The 21292-nt window shown below is 42.8% G+C and carries 14 protein-coding genes; 12 read left to right on the forward strand and 2 right to left on the reverse strand.

From position 1 onward, the window contains the following. Positions 1-31 precede the first annotated feature (31 nt). Complete coding sequence (gene tyrS, locus H8B06_RS15215; protein ID WP_190995091.1) at positions 32-1315, reverse strand: tyrosine--tRNA ligase; 1284 nt, start codon at positions 1313-1315, stop codon at positions 32-34. A gap of 89 nt (positions 1316-1404) precedes the next feature. Between tyrS and H8B06_RS15220 the strand changes: the two genes are divergently transcribed. The 11 genes from H8B06_RS15220 (at position 1405) to H8B06_RS15270 (ending at position 19623) form a co-directional block, all read left to right on the forward strand. Then, a complete protein-coding gene (locus tag H8B06_RS15220) occupies positions 1405-2079 on the forward strand; it encodes an ACP phosphodiesterase (RefSeq protein WP_190995092.1) in 675 nt (224 codons plus the stop codon). Between the two features lie 20 nt (positions 2080-2099). After that, a complete protein-coding gene (locus tag H8B06_RS15225; RefSeq protein WP_190995093.1) occupies positions 2100-3782 on the forward strand; it encodes an amino acid permease in 1683 nt (560 codons plus the stop codon). A gap of 119 nt (positions 3783-3901) precedes the next feature. Next, positions 3902-4339 (forward strand): hypothetical protein, encoded by a 438-nt coding sequence (locus H8B06_RS15230; RefSeq protein ID WP_190995094.1) that lies wholly within the window; start codon positions 3902-3904, stop codon positions 4337-4339. A 183-nt stretch (positions 4340-4522) separates the two neighbouring features. Next, positions 4523-6364, forward strand: coding sequence for a glutamine--fructose-6-phosphate transaminase (isomerizing) (glmS, locus tag H8B06_RS15235; protein WP_190995095.1), 1842 nt, complete (start codon positions 4523-4525; stop codon positions 6362-6364). A 6-nt stretch (positions 6365-6370) separates the two neighbouring features. Continuing rightward, complete coding sequence (locus tag H8B06_RS15240; protein WP_190995096.1) at positions 6371-8560, forward strand: DUF4954 family protein; 2190 nt, start codon at positions 6371-6373, stop codon at positions 8558-8560. A gap of 199 nt (positions 8561-8759) precedes the next feature. Continuing rightward, complete coding sequence (locus H8B06_RS15245) at positions 8760-10127, forward strand: IPT/TIG domain-containing protein (protein WP_190995097.1); 1368 nt, start codon at positions 8760-8762, stop codon at positions 10125-10127. A gap of 17 nt (positions 10128-10144) precedes the next feature. Continuing rightward, complete coding sequence (locus H8B06_RS15250; protein ID WP_190995098.1) at positions 10145-13270, forward strand: SusC/RagA family TonB-linked outer membrane protein; 3126 nt, start codon at positions 10145-10147, stop codon at positions 13268-13270. Between the two features lie 19 nt (positions 13271-13289). After that, positions 13290-15332, forward strand: a complete 2043-nt coding sequence (locus tag H8B06_RS15255; RefSeq protein WP_190995099.1) for a RagB/SusD family nutrient uptake outer membrane protein — start codon at positions 13290-13292, stop codon at positions 15330-15332. 28 nt (positions 15333-15360) lie between these two features. After that, a complete protein-coding gene (locus H8B06_RS15260; RefSeq protein WP_190995100.1) occupies positions 15361-16257 on the forward strand; it encodes a BT_3044 domain-containing protein in 897 nt (298 codons plus the stop codon). Between the two features lie 15 nt (positions 16258-16272). Then, positions 16273-17541: a BACON domain-containing protein gene (locus tag H8B06_RS15265; protein WP_190995101.1), complete on the forward strand. Its 1269-nt coding sequence runs from the start codon at positions 16273-16275 to the stop codon at positions 17539-17541. Positions 17542-17631: 90 nt separating this feature from the next. Beyond that, positions 17632-19623 (forward strand): calcineurin-like phosphoesterase C-terminal domain-containing protein, encoded by a 1992-nt coding sequence (locus tag H8B06_RS15270; protein ID WP_190995102.1) that lies wholly within the window; start codon positions 17632-17634, stop codon positions 19621-19623. A gap of 25 nt (positions 19624-19648) precedes the next feature. On the opposite strand, the gene H8B06_RS15275 is transcribed toward H8B06_RS15270, so the two are convergent. Continuing rightward, positions 19649-20500 (reverse strand): DUF4886 domain-containing protein, encoded by an 852-nt coding sequence (locus H8B06_RS15275; RefSeq protein ID WP_190995103.1) that lies wholly within the window; start codon positions 20498-20500, stop codon positions 19649-19651. A 122-nt stretch (positions 20501-20622) separates the two neighbouring features. On the opposite strand from H8B06_RS15275, the gene H8B06_RS15280 reads away from it, so the two are divergent. Then, positions 20623-21279: a protein-L-isoaspartate(D-aspartate) O-methyltransferase gene (locus H8B06_RS15280; RefSeq protein ID WP_190995104.1), complete on the forward strand. Its 657-nt coding sequence runs from the start codon at positions 20623-20625 to the stop codon at positions 21277-21279. The last annotated feature ends 13 nt before the right edge of the window (positions 21280-21292 follow it).

Consider the following 21292-nt stretch of genomic DNA (forward strand, 5'->3'; position numbering starts at 1 on the left):
TAGGAAAAATAAAGGAAATGCTATCTCCCTGTTACGCTACAATGACCAAAAAATAGTTTTTCTTGCCACGTTGAGCCACAATGTACCTGTCATTAATTAAGTATGTGGCATCGATCGTTAATTCAATATCATTGATTTTCTCTTTGTTGATTGCCACACCGCCTCCCTGCAACATTTTTCGGGCTTCGCCTTTTGATGGGAAAACTTGTGTATGACCTGCAAGAAAATCTAGCACGTTGATGCCCGTTATAAGTTGATCTCTGCTAATTTCAAATTTCGGGACGCCATCGAAAACTTCCAATACACTATTGTGCGCTAATTCCACCAAGAATTCTAAAGAACCGTTTCCAAATAAAAATTCGGATGTTTTGACTGCCGTTTCGTAATCTTTTTCGGAGTGCGTGCGTATCGTGATATCCTTCGCCAATGCTTTTTGCACAGCACGGGTATGTGGGGCGGCATCGTGTTCAGCTATGATGGTGTCAATTTCTTCTTTTGTTTTTAACGTGAAAATCTTGATCCAGTTTTTGGCATCGTCATCTGTGGTGTTCAACCAAAATTGATAAAATTTGTAGGGAGATGTTTTCTTAGGGTCTAACCAAACTGCTCCGGATTCCGTTTTGCCGAACTTTTGCCCATCTGCTTTTTTGATCAACTGTGTCGTGATCGCATATGCCGTTCCCTGATCTTGACGGCGGATGATTTCACTACCGGTTACGATATTTCCCCATTGGTCGGACCCACCCATTTGCACCTTACAATTGTGATGTTTCCATAAGTAATAAAAATCATAACCCTGTATCAGTTGATAGGTGAATTCCGTAAAGGAAAGACCGTTGTCACCCTCTAGTCGCTTTTTTACGGAGTCTTTTGCCATCATGTAATTTACGGTAATCAGCTTTCCGACGTCGCGAATAAAGTCCAAAAATTTAAAATCTTTGAACCAGTCATAATTATTAACCATTTTCGCATCTGCGTCACCATCTCCAAAAAGCAGGAATTTGGCGAGCTGCGTTTTTAAACTAGTAACATTGTACTGTAATGTGGCTTCATCTAACAGATTTCGTTCAGCAGACTTAAATGAGGGATCGCCAATCATACCAGTAGCCCCACCCACCAATGCAACAGGCTTGTGCCCGGCATTTTGAAAGTGGATGAGGGTCATAATCTGTGTTAAATGTCCCACATGCAGTGAATCTCCTGTTGGGTCGAAGCCGATATAGCCGGAAACTTTTTCTTTATTCAGTAATTCTTCCGTTCCGGGCATGATATCTTGTAACATCCCTCTCCAACGTAGTTCTTCTACAAAGCTCATCTTTTTTGTGGTTAAATTTTTTTAATTAAGATTGCAAAGATACGAGATTAAGCCGTATCTTACGATAAATAAATAAGAAGTTTGGGTTCGTGAATTTTTTGTCGCATTATTATTTTGAACGCTATAGCCCGCATTCCGAAAGGATATTAGGTGCGTTACTCCCGGATTTGCTTAAGAATGTGGATAAGGGATACAATTTTCATCCTCAGCGATTTGAAGATGTACTGTTTGCGTACCCAAAAACGATGTGGGTATCGGAAGGGTGGTATAGGCATGTAGAGGTCGATAAACTTTTTCATGCTTCCGGTTTCTTCCTCGACCATACACATGCATTGCGGCGTAAACTGGACCCTATCGTAGCACATCTTCCTGTGCGGGCGTCCTTCTTGGCCCATATCTCGCTTGAGCTTTTGCTAGACCATTTGCTCATAGATCATACACATGTCAATCCCAATAGGCTATATGAACATTTGGAGCAAGTCCAGAAAGCAACCATCGAAAAATATCTACGGACTATCGGAGAGGTAGATACCGTACGTTTTTTGGAGTTCTATGACCGGTTTGTGACTTCACGGTATGTTTTGGACTACGCAGACATAAGCAATCTTTCTTATGCACTTTTCAATATATGCAAACGTGTTTGGACTTTTGAAAATAACGCCGAGGATTATGATCGATTAACGGAATGCCTACGACTATATAAAGAACAGTCTCTCCTGAATTATATGGATATATTTCAGGAGATACAGGACAAAATAATCTAGTTTGGATTACTTTTGCAGATATGATGAATAAACTTTTCCGAAAGAAGAGTGTCGACCGGATAATCGCAGATGCTCAACAGGGGACAGGACTTGCCAAAGTATTGGGTGTTCGTGATTTAGTTTCGCTTGGAATTGCGGCTATTGTAGGCGCAGGAATATTTAGTACGATTGGATTGGCTAGTTATGAGGGAGGACCTGCAATTTCCTTACTTTTTATTTTTGTAGCCTTTGCCTGTGTATTTACAGCGCTTGCATATGCCCAATTTGCGAGTACGGTTCCAGTATCTGGTAGCGCTTATACCTATGCTTATGTCACCTTTGGAGAGCTCTTTGCTTGGATTATCGGTTGGGCATTGGTTTTAGAATACGCTGTTTCCAATACAGTGGTCGCCATTTCATGGTCTCAATATTTTGTGTCGATGTTGGAGGGATTCGGTATACATATTCCAAAGTGGTTGACGATGGCTCCGGGATATGCTACTGATGCGCATGAAAAGTTCATTTCCGTAGGGATGAATGCCCTTAGTGCTTCAGATAAAGTAGGGCTTCATGCATACCTGTCTGCACCCCGGTTGGGAAATATGCCGATTATTTTTGATTTGCCTGCTGGTTTGATAACTGTGCTGGTCACCTGGCTGGTATATATCGGTATTAAAGAATCGCAGCGGGCAAGTAATATTATGGTCGCCGTTAAAGTAGGGATTATTTTGTTGGTGATCGCGGGGGGAATTTTCTTTATTAAGCCAGAGAACTGGACACCCTTTATGCCTAACGGCGTTCCGGGTGTAATGGGATCGGTAGCGGCGGTGTTCTTTGCTTTCATTGGATTTGATTCGATATCTACAACGGCCGAAGAATGTAAAAATCCACAACGTGATTTGCCGCGGGCGATGATTCTATGTTTGGTAATATGTACGATATTGTATGTAGCTATTACCTTAGTTTTGACAGGGATGGTAAACTATACGGAACTGAATGTGAAAGATCCCCTTGCATTTGTGTTTAAATATGTAGGCTTTGACCACATGGCGGGTGTTGTGTCGGTTACCTCGGTTGTGGCTATTACAAGTGCGTTGGTCGTGTATCAGTTAGCACAGCCGAGAATATGGATGACGATGAGCCGTGATGGTTTGCTATGGAAAAAGTTTGCGCGTGTACATCCCAAGTATAAAACACCTTCTTTTGCGACAATCGTAACCGGTGTGGTGGTAGCGGTGCCTTCTTTGTTTTTTAAAATGGACTTTTTCGTTGATTTGACGAGTGTGGGTACATTCTTTGCTTTCATCCTCGTGTGCGCAGGTGTGCTGTATATGGATTATACCGGATTGTCGTCGAAATCGAAATTCAAAGTACCTTATATCAACGGTAAATATTTAATTGGGCTGGGGCTTGTTGTGGCTTGGATTATCCTTTGGCGCTACGGGCAGGATGCGCTGCAGGAATGGCGAGAAATGTCCTCGCAAGAGATAATAGAGCATAAATCATTGTTGGTCATTTTCTGGATAGTGTGGTTCATATTGGCCGTGATGGGGTTTAAGTATAGGTTTTCTTTGCTGCCCGTTACTGGAATTCTGATCAATCTTTATCTAATGAGCCAGCTCGGTGCGAGTAATTGGATTATATTTTTGATATGGTTAGTCGTGGGGCTGGTACTTTATTTCGTATATGGTTATAAACACTCGAAGTTGAATAAGGAAGTGTAGTAACCAGTTTTCGGAAAGTGCTAAGCATGAGGTGAGATGATTATAATCATGGTTTTCGTGGATTGATAGGATGTTCGTGATATACTAATTTTGAATATAAACATTTAATATGCATTGTTATGAAAAAGAATTTATTCGTTCTCGTTATTATTCTTCTAATATTACCCTATATAGGAGTTTCACAGTCATCGTTAACAACCCCAAAAAAAGGTAGCAAAATTTACGTAGCAGGTGTGTCGAAAAATGAAGATGCGATCCAAGCAACGGACAAACTCATCGAAGATCTAAAAGATTGGTCTTATTGGGAACTAAAATCGATTAAAGACGAAGCGGACTTTATATTGGAAGTCGATATTAAAACCTCGAAAGGGGTGACACTTACTTCATGGGGAGGAACATCTTATCGTTTGGTCGCTCAAATCATGGATAAAGGAGGGGATGTTTTATGGGAATCTTCCGAATATAAAGCAAGTCCGAATGGAACAAATGGTTTCAATGCCGCTAATGCCGTTGTGAAAAAATTTATGCGTGCGCTAAAGAAAAAAATTGAACAATAAACGGGTAACACAGAAGCAGGTATTCTAGGTTAAAAAATCGTTAATCAATCGATTGCATTAGTAATTTTTTTATATTTACGACCTATTTAAAATAAAACTATTGAAACCTGCAGGAATCGTTCATGTTTTTTATGAATGTGGCAATCATGCAAGTTTCACCATCTTTAAATAAAATGAAAAATTATGTGTGGAATCGTTGGTTACGTCGGTAGCAACTTGGCATATCCGGTACTTATAGACGGGTTAAAAAAATTAGAATACAGAGGCTACGACAGCGCAGGTGTGGCTCTACATACTGGAAATTCAATTGAAGTTTACAAAAAAGAAGGAAAAGTATCGGCGTTAGAGGGGGCTGTGTACGGAAAAAATATTCAGGCGACTATAGGAATTGGACACACACGGTGGGCAACGCACGGGGAACCGTCCGACAGAAATGCTCATCCGCATTCTTCCAATTCGGGAGATATTGCTATGATACACAATGGTATCATTGAGAACTATGCTCAGTTAAAAAGCGAACTTCTTCAAAAAGGATATACATTCAAAAGCGATACCGATTCGGAAGTTCTGGTCAATTTCATTGAAGATATTAAAATTAACAACGCCTGTTCATTGGAAGAGGCTGTACGAATCGCATTGAAGAGGGTCGTAGGGGCTTATGTGATTCTATTGTTAGATAAAGATTTGCCGGATACTATTATTGCTGCGCGCAAAGGAAGTCCATTAGTCATAGGGATAGGAGAGAATGCGCACTATCTAGGATCCGATGCTTCGCCGATGTTGGCCTATACAAAGGAGGTTGTCTATATTAATGATTACGAATTAGCCATTGTACGTCCGGATGAGTTGATTCTAAAAAATCTGGGGAACGAACACATTACACCTTTTGTACAGAAGTTGGATATTGAATTAGCTGCTATCGAAAAAGGTGGTTTCGACCATTTTATGCTGAAAGAAATATTTGAACAATCACAGACTATTTTTGATTCTTTGCGTGGTCGTATGGATGCTGAACAGCAGACTATTACATTAAGTGGCGTGGACAAGATTGCGGACAAACTATTAAAAGCAAACCGGATTATTATAGTTGCTTGCGGAACAAGTTGGCATGCGGGTTTATTAGCAGAATATGTGATTGAAGAACTATGCCGTATTAACGTAGAGGTGGAGTATGCTTCCGAGTTTCGGTACAGAAACCCTATTATCACCAATCAAGATGTCATCATCGCCATTTCCCAAAGTGGCGAAACAGCGGATACATTGGTCGCATTAGAGAATGCGAAAAAGCAGGGCGCTACCATTTTCGGGCTAGTCAACGTGGTAGGGTCGTCCATCGCTCGCATATCCGATGCAGGAGCTTATACACATGCCGGACCTGAAATAGGGGTGGCGAGCACTAAAGCATTTACCGCTCAATTGGCGGTGCTTTATTTAATCGCACTGAAAGTTGCGCAATTAAAGGGTACTATTGAGGCGACATTGTTCAGTCGATTGTTGGCGGATTTGGCGAAAGTTCCGGAACATGTAAAGGAAATTCTAGACGATCAGGATGCAGTTATTCAAGATATAGCAAGAAGGTATAGCGATGCGAGAGATTTCCTTTATCTAGGAAGGGGCTATAACTTCCCGATTGCATTGGAAGGTGCTTTAAAGCTGAAAGAAGTTTCTTACATCCATGCAGAGGGATACCCTGCAGCGGAGATGAAACATGGACCCATTGCATTGGTTGATGAACAACTGCCCGTTGTTTTTGTTGCCACGAAAGACAGTTATCACGAAAAGATTATTAGCAATATTCAGGAAATTAAAGCGAGGAAAGGAAAAGTCCTTGCTGTAGTGTCACAAGGTGATGAGGTCGCTGCAGGCATGGCGGATGATGTGATGTTTGTTCCACAAGTACATGAAATAATCGCACCTATTTTATCGGTTATTCCTTTACAACTATTGTCATACCATATCGGTATAAATAGAGGTTTAGATGTAGATAAACCAAGAAATTTGGCGAAATCGGTAACCGTTGAATAGGAAATTATGTCAAAGATAATAAAAGAAAAGCTGGCCGATCTCGGATACCATTTTATCCCCGAGGCCTACCTGCAACATAATGACGAATATTATTTTCGTAATCAGCAGTTCCCTGAGCAAGGGAAATTCCGTAATCTAACGCAAGAAGAGGTTAAAATTCTAGTCAGAAATGACAACTATTCCAATAATTGGGATCATGTTTTAGTTACCGATAAGTTTCTTCCCGAACAAATTCAGCATTCTAAATTTTACGGATTAGTGCGTATAGGTGACATGGACGACGTTTATCTTAATTTTCGAGATCTTCGTTTACCCTGTGGGATATACAATTCTACCATTATCAGCAGTGATTTTGGATGTACGGTAGCCGTTCATAATGTGCGTTATATGGCTCATTTTATTATTGGTGATGAAGTAATGTTAGCCAATATCAGTGAAATGGAAACCAGCAGTAGCGCGAAATTTGGGAATGGTATTCTGAAAACGGGCGATGTAGAAGAACGTCGGATTCGTTTAGAGCTTTGTAATGAGAATGGTGGACGGTCGGTATTGCCTTTTGATGGTATGCAGGCTGGTGATGTTTATCTATGGTCCCGCTATCGAGATGATCAGGAATTGCAACATCGTTTTCAGGAAATGATGGAGGCCCAATTCTTATCCCATCACGGTTTTTATAGTGAAATCGGCCATCATTCGGTGATCAAGAATACACATACCATTAAAGATATAAAAATGGGTTCACATGCTTATGTAAAAGGTGTGAATAAGCTGAAAAACCTCACGATTAACTCTTCTGCAGAATCGTATACCCAAATAGGCGAGGGCTGCGAACTGGTAAACGGGATTATTGGATACGGATGTCGTATTTTTTATGGTGTAAAGGCCGTTCGTTTTATCCTTTCCTCTAACTCCCAGCTGAAGTACGGTGCGCGATTAATTAATTCATTTTTAGGAGACAATTCCACTATTTCCTGTTGTGAGGTGTTAAATTCGTTGATTTTTCCAGCGCATGAACAACACCATAACAACTCTTTCCTTTGCGCAGCACTCGTCAAGGGGCAGAGTAATATGGCGGCGGGCGCTACGGTGGGATCTAACCATAATTCACGGGCAGCGGATGGCGAAATTATTGCCGGACGTGGATTTTGGCCAGGTTTATGCGTAAGTCTAAAACACAATTCATATTTTGCGTCCTATACGCTTATCGTAAAGGGAGATTTCTTGCATGAATTGAATGTCCGATTTCCTTTCTGTTTAGTAAGCAATGAAGCAGATACCAATCGGCTGATTGTTTTGCCGGCGTATTGGTTTTTGTATAATATGTATGCCATGATGCGCAACACTTCCAAATTCCAGTCGCGTGACAAACGGAAATTCAAAAATCAATATATTGAATATGACGTGTTGGCGCCAGACACGGTGAATGAGATGTTTGACGCGTTGACAGAAATCGAAAAAGCGGTAGGTAAAGCATATAGTAATGAAGACGCTGTGTCAGATATAGAAACCATTGGTAAAAGTATCTTACTATCTGATGAAAAGCTTACAGGAAAAGATATTTTACTAGATAATGTCGAATTCTCCAAACGAAAGGTGGTACTAGCTAAACCAAAAGAAGCGTATACGACGTATCGGCGCATGATTCGATATTATGCTGTTAAACAGCTTATTGAGTTGATGGAAAGTAGGTCGTTTGCCGATTTACACACGCTTGTTAGTTCCTTGCCTGCAACACGTAGCCAATTTGAGAACATTGGCGGGCAGTTGGTTCCAAAAACAAAATTAGATACCTTATTAGCGGACATTCGCCATAATAAAATTTTATCGTGGAAGGATGCGCATGCGCGCTATCATGCTTGGAGTAATCTGTATATAGAAGATAAGTTTAAACATGCAGTTGCTTCACTAGCGGAGGTAACAGGTAGAAGTCCATCGTCTTGGACTGCAAAATTTATGATGGATCTTATAGAGGAAGCTTTAGAAACACGCCGTTGGATTTTTGCGGAGATTGAAAGCTCGCGGTCTAAGGATTACCAAAATCCGTTTAAACAAATGGTCTATGATTCTTATGAAGAGATGGAAGAAGTCGTTGGCCGCTTGGAAGACAACGACTTTATCAATAAGGAGCGGAATGGGCTTTTTGAATTTGAAGAGTCCGTAAAAAAGGTTTTGGACTCCTTGTCTCTGGTGGATTGACCTACATTAGCCCTCACTAAAAGAGGGCTGCCACATAATTTCCTTTCGTTTCGGCCTCTGGAACATCTCCTTTATGTATCATCCCCCGGTGGTTTGTATTAAAAAAAGCTAACCAACTCTTTATACAGCGTTAATCTTGAGTTAATGTGTAGGGGGTACTTTTGCTGCAACAAAATTTAGTAACAAATCAATTTGATGTATGAAAAAGTACTCTTTGTTCAAGGTACCATTTTGGGCCTTGCTGGTTCCTCTTTTACTTTTTTCTTCGTGTAAAGATGACGGAGAAACGCTGAAAGGGAGTGAATACGATCCTTCTAAACCTGTGACGTTGACTTCTTTTTATCCGCTAGAAGGTGGTGCGCGCGATAAGATTCTATTGGACGGAGATAATTTTGGAACTGATCACAACCAGATTAAAGTTTATTTCAACAATAAAAAGGCGGCGATTGTGTCTTCCAGTGGCGATCGTATCTACGCTATTGTACCACGGCTTCCAGGTGAAAATCCACGCATATCTGTTGTCATTGGCGAAGATTCGGTCGTCTATGATCAACGTTTTAATTATACACCTCAAGCGCAGGTAACCACTGTTACGGGATCAGGAGACAGAGAATTTGTGCCGGGAACGCTTGACCAGGCCCATGTGTGTGCAAAATACTTGGAATTGGACGCTGAGGGAAACTTATTCATGACTTGGCGGGATGGTGTTGGTGATGAAAAATTTGGCGTAGGTCGGGTCAGTGAGGCGGAAAATTTAGTGACCTCCATGTATCTGGCTGCGAGTAGCCCATACCCGTATGCTAATGGTATAACGGTAGATCGTAAAACAGGTATGATGACCGTTTCCCACGAATCGGTTGTCGAAGTGTTTTTCTCCTTTGATCCGAGAGAAGGTTGGTATCCACGTCAGCGTAATGCTTTGTTCGCAAGTGCCCATGGAATTCCAACTGGCGATCAATATATGAATTTTATTTCGTTCTCTCCGTATGATGGCTATCTCTATACGCGGTCACGCGACGGTAGTGTGGTCAGAATACATCCGGATACTTATGAAGCAACTGTAGTACATACGGGGTCGAAGAATGCAGGTTCAAAATGGCCGTATGGCTCGCAATATGGGCAGGGTATTAACCCCAATAAGCCTTGGGAACTTTGGATGACGCTACATTCGAATGCCAGTCCGAATGAATTTAGACAAGGACTTATGGTGTTGGATCTGCGTCCGGAGCACATAAACAAAGGTTTCAAAAGGGTCAATGCAACGGGGGGTAGTGGCCATCGCGATGGGCCGCTTGAGGATGCGGTATTCAACTATCCAAAAGATATCAAGTTTGATAATGATGGAAACATGTTTGTGGCGGATTATGGTAATCATTGTATCCGGATGGTATCGGCGGACGGTATTGTTACGACAGTAGCGGGACAGCCGGGCGTAGCGGGATATAGAGACGGAGGACCCATTGAGTCTATGTTTAACAACCCTTGGGGTGTTGCTGTTAATGAACAAGGAGATATATATATAGCCGACTTTGGCAATTCACGGATTCGTAAACTAGTTATCGAATAATAAAGCCCTACTATATAATGAAAATCATTTATGTTTTGTGCATACTGCCGTTCCTATGGCTCACGGCGACGTTTGCACAGCAACCAAAAGAATTAACGATTGGCGGTACCGTTGTCGATGAAAACGGCGAACCGCTAGCCAATGTATCCATTTATCTTAAGGACAAATCCGCTGCGGGTACGTCGACCGATAACAATGGTAAGTTTAGTATTCAGGCCGTGTATGGTGATAGGATTGTATTCAGCTATGTAGGATATAATCCTGTAGAACACTTATCCACGGAATCGAATAATAATTTAACTATCTCGTTGTCCGAAAAAGGCGATGCCATCGAAGAAGTAGTTGTGGTCGGTCTGGGGGCGCAACAACGGAAAATCAGTTCAGTCGGCGCCATAACTACGGTTGATGTCAAAGATCTGCAATCTCCTGCGCCCTCTATTGCCAACTTGCTTGGCGGACGGGCAGCTGGTGTGATATCTATGCAAACCAGTGGAGAACCAGGACAGAATATTGCGGACTTCTGGGTACGGGGTATCGGTACCTTTGGTGCCAATAGCAGTGCGTTGGTTTTGATCGATGGACTGGAAGGTGACCTGAATACGATTGACCCAGCAGACGTTGAAAGCTTCTCTATACTCAAAGATGCATCAGCGACTGCGGTATACGGTGTACGGGGAGCAAACGGCGTGGTATTAGTCACCACCAAGAGGGGTACCGTCGACCGTATACAGATTACCGGGCGTGCCAACACGACCCTTTCTACTCTCAATCGGTTGCCACAGTACCTGCGTTCTTATGATTACGCACAATTGGCTAATGAAGCGGCTTTTGCACGGAACGAGTCACCCGTTTATACCGACACAGAGCTGGGTATTATCCAGGACGGCTTGGATCCAGATATGTATCCGGATGTCAGCTGGCAGGACGAAATCCTTAATAAAAGTTTCTGGCGCCAAAGCTATTATGTCAGCGGACGCGGCGGATCTGAGGTTGCCCGTTACTTTCTGAGTTTGGGTGGTAACAGCGAAACAGCCGCTTATAAGGTAGATAAAAGCAGCCCGTACAGCTCGAACGTAGGTTTCAATACCTACAACTACCGTATCAATTTGGATATTAATCTGACACCTACCACAAAAGTGTATCTGGGCTCGGATGGCTACCTGTCTAAATTGGATCAGCCAGGGGCCGCCAATACCGATTTTATATGGAGCGCACAATCTGCGCTCACTCCGTTAGCCGTTCCCACGCAATATACCAATGGCTTGCTACCGGCTATGGGAAGTAATGGTTTGTCCTCACCTTCTGTACTGATCAACCGGACGGGGAAAGCCAGCGAACAGTGGTATAAAGGTAAAACAACCCTCTCGTTGGATCAAAATCTTTCTAGCGTATTGGAGGGGCTCAAAGTTCGTGTACAAGGAGCTTATGATATCCATAGTCGATTTTTTGAGCGGAGATATATACAGCCGGCGCTTTATCAAGCGATGGGTCGAGATTATGATGGATCACTCATCATGAAAGAAACGGTGCAGGAAAGGGCCGCGATTTACGGCAAGGATACGCGGCAGTACCGAAAGTATCACTTCGAGTCTATGATTAATTACGATCAGCAATTTGGTGACGACCACCGTACATCCGCATTGATCTACTACTATATTAGTGATGCCAAAAATACCAACGATGCAACAAACAATTTGACGGCTATTCCTTTGCGATATCAAGGGGTTTCCAGTAGACTAACCTACGGCTTCCGGGATACATACTTATTGGATGTCAACTTTGGATACACGGGTTCCGAAAACTTTCAACCGGGCAGGCAGTACGGCTTTTTTCCGTCGGTTGCATTGGGTTGGGTGCCCACGAGTTACAAATTTATGCAAGAAAAGGCTCCTTGGTTAAATTATTTCAAGATCCGGGGGTCCTATGGTACAGTAGGTAACGACCGTATCATTAACGATGTCCGTTTCCCTTACCTGACCAAAGCCGATCAAGGTTTCAGTTCCGTATGGGGTGTCGGTGGTATAGAAACCATTACCGAAACTCGTATTGGAGCAGATAATCTCGCATGGGAAAGGGCGATTAAGTCCAACCTGGGGATTGAAGGTAAGCTCTTCAACAATAAAATAGATTTTGTCATTGATTTCTTTGAAGACCAGCGTAATGGTATCTTCCAGCAGCGGGTACAAGTTCCCAAATATGTGGGGGTTATAACCAATCCCTATGCCAATGTCGGTAGGATGAAAAGTACGGGTGCTGACGGAAATATCAGTTACAACATGCAGGTTTCCCAGAATTTCGGTTTTACGGTACGTGGGAATTTCACTTACTCTAAAAATGTTGTACAAAACTGGGAACAGTCCTATATGGAATATCCGTATCTGGAATACAACGGCTTTCCGTACGGTTCGATCCGTGGCTATCAGGCCTTGGGATTATTTAAGGATGAGAACGATGTCAAATATAGCCCCCAACAGACTTTTGGTACTGTTATGCCCGGCGATATCAAATATAAGGATGTCAATGGTGACGGTGTGATCAATACATTGGACAAAGTACCTTTGAGTCATAACGATTATCCATTGTTGATGTATGGGTTTGGCGGTGAGTTCCGTTACAAGAATCTGTCATTGGGTGTACTATTCAAAGGCACCGGAAGAACGCCATTCTATTATGTAGGCATGCCTAAAAAATATAAGGATGTGACAGAGATCAACGGTATGGGCTATATGCCATTCTACAATGGAACAGCGGGCAATGTAATTACGTTGGCAAACGACCCTGCAAATCGGTGGATTCCGCGTGAATACGCGTTGCAACAGGGCATAGATCTTTCGTTGGCGGAAAATCCAGACGCCCGTTTTCCACGCTTGCAATACGGTGAAAACAATAATAATACGCAACTGTCTTCATTCTGGCAAGACGATGCGCGTTACATACGACTACAAGAAATCACCGTAAGTTACCGTGTCAGCCCTGCATTGCTGCAGCGTATCGGGGTTACATCAATGGATTTGCAATTTATAGGAAACAATCTCTATATATGGGATAACGTGAAAATTTTTGACCCGGAACAAGCTGCTTGGAATGGACGTAAGTATCCGATACCGTCCACGTATTCACTACAAGCTTATATCAATTTTTAGTACAAATAGAATGAAGGATATGAGAAGATCAATCATAAAAAAGATAGCGAGAGCAGTTATTATCGTTCAGCTAATCGCCATGGCGACATCGTGTAAGGATTATCTGAATATCGATGATTACTTTGACGATGAATTTAATATTGACGAAGCATTCAATAATACCCGAAATATGGAAGCCTATATGTGGGGCGCCGCTGCAGAGTTCAATGACGAAGCGAAAACGATCCGCAGTAATTATACGCCGGGACCTATGGCAACGGATGAGGCCTTCAACGGGTTGACGGGGGGCGGATCCACCAATATATATTACGGGATGGACTTTGCTACTGGAAACATCACCCCGACTAAATTAGGAGGACTCAACCAATGGGGCAAATATTACATCATTATCCGAAAATGTAATCTCATTCTGCAGAATCTTGAACGACCGGCCGATATGACGACTATAGATCGCCAACGAATCGAGGGGTATACACGCTTCATACGAGCCTATGCCTATTACAATATTTTGGTAGATTATGGACCGCCGATATTGGTAGGTGATGAAGTGCTCAATACGAATGAATCAATGGAATACTATGACCGTCCGCGGGCGACCTACGATGAGGCGATGGATTATACCTGTGGAGAATTGGAAAAAGCGGCACAATTAATGCCGGCGGATGTGGGGCTTTTGAACTTTGGACGTCCGACCAAAGGCGCGGCACTGGCTCTGGTCGCCCGTTTGCGCTTGATACACGCTAGTCCATTGTATAATGGTGGCGCTGCGGCCCGTTCGTACTTTGGTAACTGGACGCGCAAGACCGACGGGGTTCACTATGTTTCCCAGCAATATGACGAAACCCGTTGGGCAGTAGCTGCCGCCGCCGCTAAACGGGTGATGGATATGGGGCAATATAGACTCTATACGGTGCCGGCAGATGAAAAAACACCTGTTTTGCCAGCAAACGTCACGTCGGACCTCGACTTTTATAAGCCTTATCCTAGTGGTGCGTCTGGTATCGACGCGTTTAGGTCCTATTCGGATATCTTTACCGGTGAATCTGTTGCCGCTATTAATCCAGAGATTATTTGGGGGAAAAGTGCGCCGTATATCAACTCGGATCTTAATCAGGGCGCTCTTCCGCCAACGCTTGGTGGCTGGGGACGCTTCTGTGTTACGCAAAAAGTGGTAGACGCCTACTTGATGGACGACGGTCGGACTATACAGGAAGCACGTGGAGATACTTATTTTGAGCAAGTCAGTGATCTACCTGTCGGAGGCACTTTTAATGACCTTTTTATCGAGCAGACTAAAAACTTCTCCGGATACCCACTCAATGCGGGCGTATTTAAAATGTATGCTAACCGGGAGATGCGCTTTTACGCATCTGTAGGATTCAACGAGGCTGTGTGGCAGGCCTTATCGTCGACAACACTCTACAATCATACTGCCAAGTACTATTTTCAGGATTTGGATGGACGTGGTGGCGTAAGTGCGAGTTCACCTAACTATCCGATCACCGGGTATGTGATCAAGAAATGGGTTCATCCCTACGATGCCAAAAATGGTACGGGAGCACGACAATTACCTAAATTCTACGCGATGATTCGGTATGCTGAAATCCTGTTGTCGTATGCAGAAGCAATCAATAATCTAACCGGCAGCCATACCGTCGAGTTGGATAAACCATACACCCTGAGCCGCGACATCGATGAGATTAAAAATGCTTTTAATGTGGTTCGTTATCGTGCTGGACTGCCAGGGCTATCTGCTAGCCAACTTGCCAGTCAAACGGAAGTGCAAAAGCAAATCGAACGCGAGCGGATGATCGAGTTTTTGTGGGAAAATAGACGTTTCTACGATGTACGTCGCTGGGGCATTTACGAGGAGACGGAACGGGAGCCTATCATGGGTATGAACCCGGATGGAGCCATCAAGGAGGCTTACTACAGACGTGTCATTCCGGGTACCTCCTCCTTCCTTACCAGGGAGGTCAATAAGCGGGCCAATTGGGTGCCGCTACCGCAAGACGAATTAAGAAACCTACCTTCGGTTGACCAAAATCCCGGCTATAATTAGGATATAGAATGATAAAACATAGAAAAAGATGAAACGAAGATATATAGCGATGCTTGCACTCGTTGCGGTGCTCGCATCTTGTAAGGACAACGAACTGTTTGAAAAGGAGATGTACAAAAATGAGGTCTCTTTGATCAGCAGTGACAATTACAATGTTTTTCAAGAGGTCGTACATTTGACCGGGGAAGAAATTATTGGGTATGTCGTTGCATCTGTCGGTGGTACACACGCCCCCCAACAGGATTTGGTCATTGGATTACAGGAAGATCCTGAGCCCTTGGAAGAATACAATTGGTCTAATTTCGATGCCGCTGCGGATTTATATGCCAAACTCGTGCCGGCGGACAAATATGAGCTTCTTGACGACAAGATTATGATCAAAGCAGGCGAACGTACAGGCCGAACCATGATTAAGTTACGCCCCGAAGGTTTGTCGCCGGATTCTACGTATTTTATCGGATTAAAAGTCTCCGATATCTCGGGTGTAGAAATCAACCCCAATAAAAATACCGTGCTTTATCAGGTATCTTTCGAGAATGATTATGCCTCTCAAGTGAGCAACTCCAGGTATACCATGACGGGGATAAAAGATGGAGAGATTCCAGTAGCAGCAAATAAGCAGCTTTTTCCGCTGACTTATAACAGTGTACGGATGATTGCAGGAAATGAACTGTACGAATCTAAAATATCTGAAATCAATAAAAAATCCGTCATATTGGAAGTGGACGAATTCAACAAGGTCACGATCAAGCCATATAAAGACATAGATATTGTTCAATTAGACAACGACCCGAAGTATCCGAATGTTTTTCTAGTCGAAGAAGCTTTTGGAAGAAAAACAAACGTGTTCCTGTTATCGTACGAGTATACCTTGGACGGTGTTACACAGGTTATGAAAGAACGGGTAGAAATGCAGTTAAAATAAAAATATATTCAACTCATGAGTTTATTAACTAACTATTACAACGCAGGGATCCTATCTAAGGTAATTTATGTCTTTTGTGCAGCTTTTATACTATTGTCATTGTCCTGTACGAAAGATGATGACAAAGGTGGCTCTTTTGAGGTGAAAGATAACCCCGAAACGCTTGAAGTTCCAGAACAAGGATCTTCCGAAACGTTTACTTTCATCGCCAATGGAAATTGGAAGATCGAGTCCTTGCGCAAAGAAAGATGGTTGAAGATTGACCCTGCGGAGGGGAACGGAGATGGCACGTTCACCGTCACGGTGTCCAAAAATACGACGCCGGAAGTACGGACTACAACGCTATTTTTTGCTGTCGATGGACAGTTGCAAAATGAGGTGCTCAAAATTCAGCAGGCTGCGGCTACTGGTGGAGATGGTGGAGGAGAACATCAGTTTATTTACATTGAAGGCGCTGAAACGGGGCTGCAAATTCCGGAAACTGGTCTTACAGAACGTCGTGTAATCCGTGCTACAGGGGCCTGGAGAGCAGAGTTGTCCGACGAAGATGCCGATTGGATTCAAATCGAACCAATGGAAGGAATAGGGGATACACCTATTCAATTGAGAGCGGATATAAATCCAGGTGATATTCGAACAGTCAACTTGAACTTTTACCTCGACGACGTATTACAAACCGAGCCGTTGCTTATCATGCAAGAAAATGTAATCGTGATTTTAGACGAGAATTTTGATTGGCTAACATATGGAAGTCCTATTTTTTATACTACAACCGGCGAGACACGAATAGACAACTGGACGGTGGAAGAAAAAGCAAGAGGCTGGACAACTTCACCATCCGCGGATAAGATTATGTCAACATATGCACGTCAAGGTTTTGTGAAGCTTGGCAAGACAAATTACGGATCCGATCTTATTTCACCTAAGTTAAATGAAGTGGAAGGCACGCAAAATTTGGAGGTTCGATTCAAAGCGGTGCCGTATATGACTGCAGGAGGTACAAAAGACGATACGCGCTTATATGTGAATGTCATTGGCCCGGGAACGGCCAATGTGGATGAATTTAACATCAACAACTGGCCAGATTATTCGGCAGATCCAAACTGTACCGAGATATGGAAAGCGGAGGGAACCGAGCGATCCTTTGTGGTTACCGGTGCTACTGCGGAAACGCAGATTCGTTTTTTGGGCGGCGCTTTAGATCTACGTGAAGATACCGGTGCGCCCATTAATAAAAATCGTATATTCTTAGATGACATCATCGTCACGGTCAAAAAAAGATAATCTAGTCTGAATATCATATAATCTCACTGCTCCTGGTTTAAATCAGGAGCAGTGAGATTATGTAATGATACACCTATTATAACCTTAAAAATGAAAAAAAACCGCCATTATACCCGCCGTACTTTTATCCAAAACTCCTTTATTACTGGTCTTGGATTAACATTTAGTTTATATAGTTGTTCAAAATCATCGCCGCAACCCGATCCCGATCCGACTCCTGATCCGGATGGAGAAAATGATGGCAAGCTGGCTATTATCGGTGCCGTTATACCTTCGCGTATTGATGCCAATAAGGGAGCAGATCTGATTATTCAGGGCAAGGGATTCGCGACAGGGGATCAGATCATATTCGAATATTTGACTAACAGATATACTGTTGATGCTAAGGCAGTCACGGATAATAACATTACCATTGTCTTGCCGGAAGATTTAATATCGGGCAGCACGTATAGGGTGACTGTAAAGCGTGGAGCACAGTCGTCCATGTTGGGCTCGACGGTGATCAATATATATTTCAATGCCCATATTCCCGACAGAGAAGGTATGACCATAAAAGGCTCTGTATATGCAGCTGGTGTCGGTCTTGCCAATGTCGTTGTGTCCGATGGTTTTGAAGTAACGAAAACCGACGAAAACGGTATTTATTATCTGCCTTCGGCAAAAAAAGGAAAATATGTTTTCGTGTCTATTCCGGGTAACTATGAAGTATCTACAACAGGAAAGGCACCACAATTTTTCCAGCGGCTCGGCCAAGCGGCGAATGTGGTAGAAATCAAAGATTTTGAGTTGACGGCCGTTAACAACGATAAGCACGTCGTTATGGTATTGGGCGATATGCACTTGGCAAATCGTAACGGTGATATTAATCAGTTTCAACAAGGTTTTCTAGCGGATGTCAACCAATCCATCCAAGCCTATAAAAATGCGGGTACAAAGGTATATGCCTTGACCTTAGGCGACATGACTTGGGAGACCTACTGGTATCAAAACAATTATGGTCTTCCACAATACCTTACGGAGATGAATAAGATTGACGCTATGGTATTCAATACCATGGGTAATCATGATAATGATCCCAACTTTGTCGCTGATTGGGGGGCCGAAGATAGATTCCGGGATGTCATCGGACCTACTTATTATTCGTTTAATATCGGAAAAGTACACTATATCGTGCTGGACAACATCGAATACCTCAACACCAATAACAGAAACTACAATGCGAAGATCGTTGCCGATCAAATTGCCTGGTTAAAAAAAGATTTAGCGACGATAACAGACAAGAATACACCACTGGTGATTTCTATGCATATACAGCTGCATACAAATCCGGGGTTGTCAGGTGGAAACGAAACAACTAACTACCGCCTTAGCAATGCGCAGGAATTTGTTGATGCACTGAACGGATTTACGAAAGTGCATCTACTGACTGGACACACGCACATCAATTATAATATCGAACGGGATGCCACACCTGCTATCATGGAACATAATACGGCTGCGGTCTGCGCGACTTGGTGGTGGACAGGACATCCTAGTTATACAGCCCAAAATCACATATGTAAAGACGGTGCGCCGGGAGGCTATGCTATATGGGAGATGAATGGAAACGATTTAAAATGGACATACAAAGGCATCGGCCATCCAACCGATTATCAATTCAGAGCGTATGACCTAAACAAGTGCCATATCACGAAAGAGACCTTTGCACCAAATTATATAGGATCCGCATGGAACACCTACGCCGCAGAATATGCTACGCCCAACACAAACAATGAGGTATTAATCAATGTCTGGAACTATGATAGGAACTGGCAAATAGAAGTGACGGAAAATGGGCAAGCATTGGGCGTTACGCGGGTGTCTGTTCTGGATCCGTTACATATTGTTTCCTATTCGGCGCAGCGACTCAACGTGAATGCTGTACCAACAGCCGATTTTGTGACGAGTAAGACAGCGCACATGTTTAAAGTAAAAGCATCTTCACCCAACAGTACGTTAGAAATAAAAGTCACCGACCGTTTCGGTAAGGTGTATCGGGAAACGATGGTCAGACCGAAAGCACTCGGGTATCAGATGACTTAGTTTTTGTTTTTTCGTTTGGCTTCTTTTACAATTTCACTTTAGAAACTTTATACGGTTTCTTAACCGCCTTATGGGCGGCTTCTTTCGCTATTTTTGCCTGGAGTTCCGTTACCTTCTCCGGCTTATAGGAGTTTTTGCGTACATCTTCGCCAAAGATCTTCTCATACCAAGCGCAAGCAGCGGTAAATCGACCGTAATCTAATTGGAGGTGATAGCCGTCACGGGTAAAAGTATCGCCCATGGAACTGGTACGCGCATTTTGGATAGCTGTACCCGCAGGAATGATATATTTAAACTCGTTGAGTTTGGATACTTTTTTAGAAACTTCAGCAATCGCTTTGTACATCGTTTGTTGATCGCGATTATAGTTTGCGAAACCTTGATGATCTGAATCATGTTGATAAGCCCATGTCTGATGATAAACAAATTGTGTTTCGGGATTTAACTCTTCACGCACATAGCGTACAAGCTCAGGTAAGCTTTCCATAATCACATCGTATTTTCCGGAAAGTGGGCTGGCCTGTTGGAAACTTATATAATCCCAGTTTTCATTGCTTAGTGCTTGGGAGATACTGACGTCCTTTGTCGTTGTCTTTTTACCGTCAAGTCCCGTTTTGCGGTATTGGTATTTCTCCGCATTTTCATTCGCGTTCTTTACATGCAAGGATAAAGGTGCTCCACCGATATAAAGATTACCAATAATCATTTTTTTACCGGTGTTTGATGCTAGATCATACAAGTAATTTTCAATACCATCTTCGGAGAAACTATTACCTATTGCTAAAATTTTGATAATGTCGTCATCTTTTGGCGATACTTGCGCGATAGTGACAAGCTGCAGGAAGATGCTGATGAGTAAGAGAACGGATTTCCGCATAATTTTTAATTTTAATGTGTTTGTCTTTTTTTATCAAAACTATATTTTTTTATTGTATTGACCTTAAACATTTTGCATTTTAATACCGGAATATCTATTAACAATGGTATTTTTGGGGTATAATGGCGTATAAGTTTGTAGATAACTACCGGGAAAGAGGTGCAAGAAAGCAACTCGTCAAACATCTAGAAAAACGGGGAATAGAGGATAAGCGTGTATTACAGGCTATCGGAAAAGTACCACGTCATTTTTTCTTTGATGAAACATTCTGGAATCAAGCCTATAGAGATATAGCATTTCCTATTGGTGATGGACAAACGATCTCGCAGCCGTATACCGTTGCTTATCAATCCGAGTTACTCCACGTAAGAAAAGGAGATAAAATATTAGAAATAGGGACCGGATCGGGCTATCAAACCTGTATTTTAATGGAATTGGGAGCAGATGTATATACTATTGAACGCCAAGAGAACTTATACCATCGGACGATACAGGTGCTGCCCTATATGGGATATAAGCCACATTTTTTCTTGGGGGATGGTTCCCGAGGTGTTGCGGAACATGCCCCCTATGATAAAATTATTGTGACTGCTGGAGCACCTTTTGTTCCTGAAGTTATGTTAAAGCAATTAAAATATGGCGGACTGTTGGTTATTCCGGTAGGCGATGAGAAATCGCAGAAAATGGTGACTATCTTGCGTGTCGGAGAAAATGACTTTGAACGTATTGAGTTGGATACCTTCCGTTTTGTTCCATTGGTTGGGGATCAGGCCTGGTAGGCCTAAAGAATGA

The organism is Sphingobacterium micropteri (genome assembly GCF_014692515.1).
Taxonomy (GTDB): Bacteria; Bacteroidota; Bacteroidia; order Sphingobacteriales; family Sphingobacteriaceae; genus Sphingobacterium; species Sphingobacterium micropteri.

What these genes read in the sequence shown, in the direction of transcription:
- H8B06_RS15270 (WP_190995102.1), top strand. Translation starts at nt 17,632, where the DNA reads ATGAAAAAAAACCGCCATTATACCCGCCGTACTTTTATCCAAAACTCC.
- tyrS (WP_190995091.1), bottom strand. Translation starts at nt 1,315, where the DNA reads ATGAGCTTTGTAGAAGAACTACGTTGGAGAGGGATGTTACAAGATATC.
- H8B06_RS15260 (WP_190995100.1), top strand. Translation starts at nt 15,361, where the DNA reads ATGAAACGAAGATATATAGCGATGCTTGCACTCGTTGCGGTGCTCGCA.
- H8B06_RS15265 (WP_190995101.1), top strand. Translation starts at nt 16,273, where the DNA reads ATGAGTTTATTAACTAACTATTACAACGCAGGGATCCTATCTAAGGTA.
- H8B06_RS15225 (WP_190995093.1), top strand. Translation starts at nt 2,100, where the DNA reads ATGATGAATAAACTTTTCCGAAAGAAGAGTGTCGACCGGATAATCGCA.
- H8B06_RS15245 (WP_190995097.1), top strand. Translation starts at nt 8,760, where the DNA reads ATGAAAAAGTACTCTTTGTTCAAGGTACCATTTTGGGCCTTGCTGGTT.
- H8B06_RS15275 (WP_190995103.1), bottom strand. Translation starts at nt 20,500, where the DNA reads ATGCGGAAATCCGTTCTCTTACTCATCAGCATCTTCCTGCAGCTTGTC.
- H8B06_RS15230 (WP_190995094.1), top strand. Translation starts at nt 3,902, where the DNA reads ATGAAAAAGAATTTATTCGTTCTCGTTATTATTCTTCTAATATTACCC.
- H8B06_RS15240 (WP_190995096.1), top strand. Translation starts at nt 6,371, where the DNA reads ATGTCAAAGATAATAAAAGAAAAGCTGGCCGATCTCGGATACCATTTT.
- glmS (WP_190995095.1), top strand. Translation starts at nt 4,523, where the DNA reads ATGTGTGGAATCGTTGGTTACGTCGGTAGCAACTTGGCATATCCGGTA.
- H8B06_RS15250 (WP_190995098.1), top strand. Translation starts at nt 10,145, where the DNA reads ATGAAAATCATTTATGTTTTGTGCATACTGCCGTTCCTATGGCTCACG.
- H8B06_RS15255 (WP_190995099.1), top strand. Translation starts at nt 13,290, where the DNA reads ATGAGAAGATCAATCATAAAAAAGATAGCGAGAGCAGTTATTATCGTT.
- H8B06_RS15280 (WP_190995104.1), top strand. Translation starts at nt 20,623, where the DNA reads ATGGCGTATAAGTTTGTAGATAACTACCGGGAAAGAGGTGCAAGAAAG.